We start from the raw sequence: 3060 nt of genomic DNA, 5'->3' as shown, positions 1-3060 counted from the left end.
CCCGGGCCGTCCGCCCCCACCGCCCTCGTCTGCGACGGCGACCTGCTGGCCGCCGGAGCGCTCAAAGCCGCCCGCCGGCTCGGACTGCGCGTTCCCGAGGAACTCTCCGTCACCGGCTTCGACGACCTGGCGCTCGCCCGGATCGTGGAACCCGAGCTGACCACCCTGCACCTGCCCGCGGCCGAGATGGGCGCCGCCGGCATGCGCGCCCTGCTCGCCGTCCTCGACGCAGGGCGCACGGACCCAGGGCACGCGGACGCAAGGCGCACGGGCGCGAGGCGCGCGGGCCCAGGGCGCGGAAGGCGCGACGGCCGCGGCGACCAGACGCAGAACGAGGGTGACCGGGAGACGGTCCTCCCGGTCACCCTCGTTCCACGCGACTCCAGCGGCCCCGCACCGGAGTGAGCGGACGGCGGCGCGCGGCTACGACTCCGCGCCGTCCCCCTCGGACTCCCCCTCGTCCCCGGAGGACGGCTCCGCGCCCTCGCTGCCGCTCTCCGCGGAGCCGCGCTGCTCCTCCAGCAGCCGGGCAACCTGGCGCTGTGTCATCCGCTTGAACTTCCGCTGCTGCGGGCGCGTCCGGTCCAGCAGGGCGACCTCCAGCTGCTCCGCCGTCACCGTCCGCTCACCGCCGTTGCTGTCCCGGCCCAGCGCGTCGGCGCCCAGCTTCAGCGCCTCCCCCAGCGACATGCCCTCACGGTGCCGCTGATCCATATAACTGCCGATCTGATCGGAGCTGCCGCCCACAGCGACCGAACCGTGCTCATCCACGATCGAACCGTCATGCGGCAGCCGATAGATCTGGTCGTCCTCCGGTGCGGGCCCGACCTCGGCGACGATCAGCTCCACCTCGTAGGGCTTCTCGGTGTTCGCGGAGAAGATCGTGCCCAGCGTCTGCGCATAGACGTTCGCGAGGCCGCGCGCCGTCACATCCTCGCGGTCGTAGGTGTAGCCCCGCAGATCCGCGTAGCGGACGCCGCCGATCCGGAGGTTCTCGAACTCGTTGTACTTCCCGACCGCGGCGAAGGCGATCCGGTCGTAGATCTCACTGACCTTGTGCAGCGCACGCGAGGGGTTCTCGGCGACGAACACGATGCCGTCCGCGTACTGCAACACAACCACGCTGCGCCCGCGCGCGATGCCCTTGCGGGCGTACTCCGCCCGGTCGGCCATTGCCTGCTGGGGTGAAACATAGAACGGCGTCGTCACCGGTTATCCGTCCCTTCCTGACCGTTGCATATACCGAGGAGACTGTGGACAAAGCGCTAGGAGAGCGGGGCCTGCGGCCCGTCGGGCAGTTGCAGACGGCCGTCGTACACCGCCTGGGCGAGCCCGGAGACCTCGTCCTCGGCCAGCCTGCGGAAGCCGTCCTCGGTGATCGCCACAACGATCGGATAGATACGGCGGGTCAGATCCGGGCCGCCCGTCGCCGAGTCGTCGTCCGCGGCGTCGTAGAGCGCCTGCAGCACCACCGTGGCCGCCTGCTCCTCCGTCAGGTCCTCGCGGTACAGCTTCTTGAGCGAACCGCGCGCGAAGACCGAGCCGGAACCGACGGCTGCGAAGCCCGACTCCTCGGTGCGCCCGCCCGTGACGTCGTACGAGAAGATCCGGCCCTTCTCCCGGTCCAGATCGAACCCGGCGAACAGCGGGATGACCGCCAGCCCCTGCATCGCCATGCCGAGGTTGCCGCGGATCATCGTCGAGAGACGGTTGGCCTTGCCCTCCAGGGAGAGCTGGGAGCCCTCGACCTTCTCGAAGTGCTCCAGCTCCAGCTGGAAGAGCTTCACCATCTCCACGGCCAGCCCCGCGGTGCCCGCGATGCCGACCGCGGAGTGCTCGTCGGCCGGGAAGACCTTCTCGATGTCCCGCTGGGCGATGACGTTGCCCATCGTGGCCCGCCGGTCCCCGGCCAGCAGCACACCGCCGGGGTAGGCCGCGGACACGATCGTCGTGCCGTGCGGCGCCTCGACGGCGCGCTCGACCCGGGGCAGCTCCCGGTTGCCCGGGAGCTGCCCCGGGTCGTGCGCGGCCAGGAAGTCCACGAACGAGGAGGACCCCGGCGTCAGGAAGGCAGCAGGTAGACGCCCGGTGCCGCTTGCTTTGGCTTCCACGAGTTCCCTTCCACGTATCCGATGGCCCGGCGCATGACGCCGGGATCATCCCGCAAGTGGCCGATGGCCGCGTTGCAGGTGAAGCACAGTACGCCCCGGACCCTACCCGTTTGGTGATCGTGATCCACATGGACGGGGTCGGGGCGGAGGCAGATGGGGCAGATGCCGAACTGGCTGTCGACGAGTGCCTGGCGGTCGGTCTCGGTCATGCCGTACTGGCGCTTGAGGTGTCCGGCTCGGCCCTTGAGCGCCTTGCACGCCTTGCAGAGCGTTGCGAGGCCATCCGAGGCGGACGCGTTACGGTGCCACTCGCTGTGCGGCTTGGTCTGCTCGCAACATCGGCAGTACTTGTGCCCTTCGGGAGTCTTGACTCTCGGCCTGACATTTCTGCCACGGGCCAGCTGCCGCTGCTGGTGGTAGGCCGACCAGCACTCACGGCAATAAGCCTGCAAGCCGTCCCGCATGGACTTGTTACGGGCAAACGCCGCGCGAGGCTTCCGCTCCTGGCATCGTGAGCATCGCTTCGCTTCGCTTGCTTCTGACATCTCACCCCCCTGCAACCTTCGATTCGAAGGTAAAAATGGCCTACTGGCCACCCTTCTGAACGAAGCTTCGTACGAAATCCTCCGCGTTCTCCTCGAGGACATCATCGATTTCGTCCAGGACCGCGTCCACGTCATCCGAGAGCGCCTCCTGGCGCTCCTTGAGGTCTTCCGAGACCTGCGCGTCCTGCGCCTGCTCCTCGGTCTCCTCGGTCTGACGCGTGGCCTTCTGCTGTCCGCCGGTGTCCTTGGTCGCCATTTCCCTCACCCCGCTCGGTTCGGTGGTGTACGCGTGCGTACAAGATCAGACCCTACAAGCCGGGCCGGACATCGGCCCTGTACTTGGTACAACGTCCGGGGGCCACCTCGATGATTCCCGGAATCCGGCCATTCGTAGCACCCCCGCC

At 68.7% G+C, this 3060-nt stretch carries 5 protein-coding genes; 1 reads left to right on the top strand and 4 read right to left on the bottom strand.

Going from position 1 to position 3060, the window contains the following annotated elements:
- Positions 1 to 405, top strand: a 405-nt coding sequence (locus G5C65_RS34520; RefSeq protein WP_165303008.1) for a substrate-binding domain-containing protein, incomplete at its 5' end; no start/stop codon positions are given.
- An 18-nt stretch (positions 406 to 423) separates the two neighbouring features.
- On the opposite strand, the gene prcA is transcribed toward G5C65_RS34520, so the two are convergent.
- The 4 genes from prcA to G5C65_RS34500 form a co-directional block, all read right to left on the bottom strand.
- Positions 424 to 1209, bottom strand: a complete 786-nt coding sequence (gene prcA, locus G5C65_RS34515) for a proteasome subunit alpha (protein ID WP_165303007.1) — start codon at positions 1207 to 1209, stop codon at positions 424 to 426.
- Between the two features lie 56 nt (positions 1210 to 1265).
- Positions 1266 to 2111: a proteasome subunit beta gene (gene prcB / locus G5C65_RS34510; protein ID WP_165303006.1), complete on the bottom strand. Its 846-nt coding sequence runs from the start codon at positions 2109 to 2111 to the stop codon at positions 1266 to 1268.
- Complete coding sequence (locus G5C65_RS34505) at positions 2063 to 2575, bottom strand: endonuclease VII domain-containing protein (RefSeq protein WP_338146796.1); 513 nt, start codon at positions 2573 to 2575, stop codon at positions 2063 to 2065. The genes prcB and G5C65_RS34505 overlap by 49 nt, the downstream gene beginning before the upstream one ends.
- 121 nt (positions 2576 to 2696) lie before the next feature.
- Positions 2697 to 2912: a ubiquitin-like protein Pup gene (locus G5C65_RS34500; protein WP_165303004.1), complete on the bottom strand. Its 216-nt coding sequence runs from the start codon at positions 2910 to 2912 to the stop codon at positions 2697 to 2699.
- Between the last annotated feature and the right edge of the window lie 148 nt (positions 2913 to 3060).

The organism is Streptomyces boncukensis, assembly GCF_011045075.1.
GTDB lineage: Bacteria > Actinomycetota > Actinomycetes > Streptomycetales > Streptomycetaceae > Streptomyces > Streptomyces boncukensis.
The sequence above is the reverse complement of the archived record's forward strand: the minus strand, read 5'-3'. Positions and strand labels throughout refer to the sequence as shown.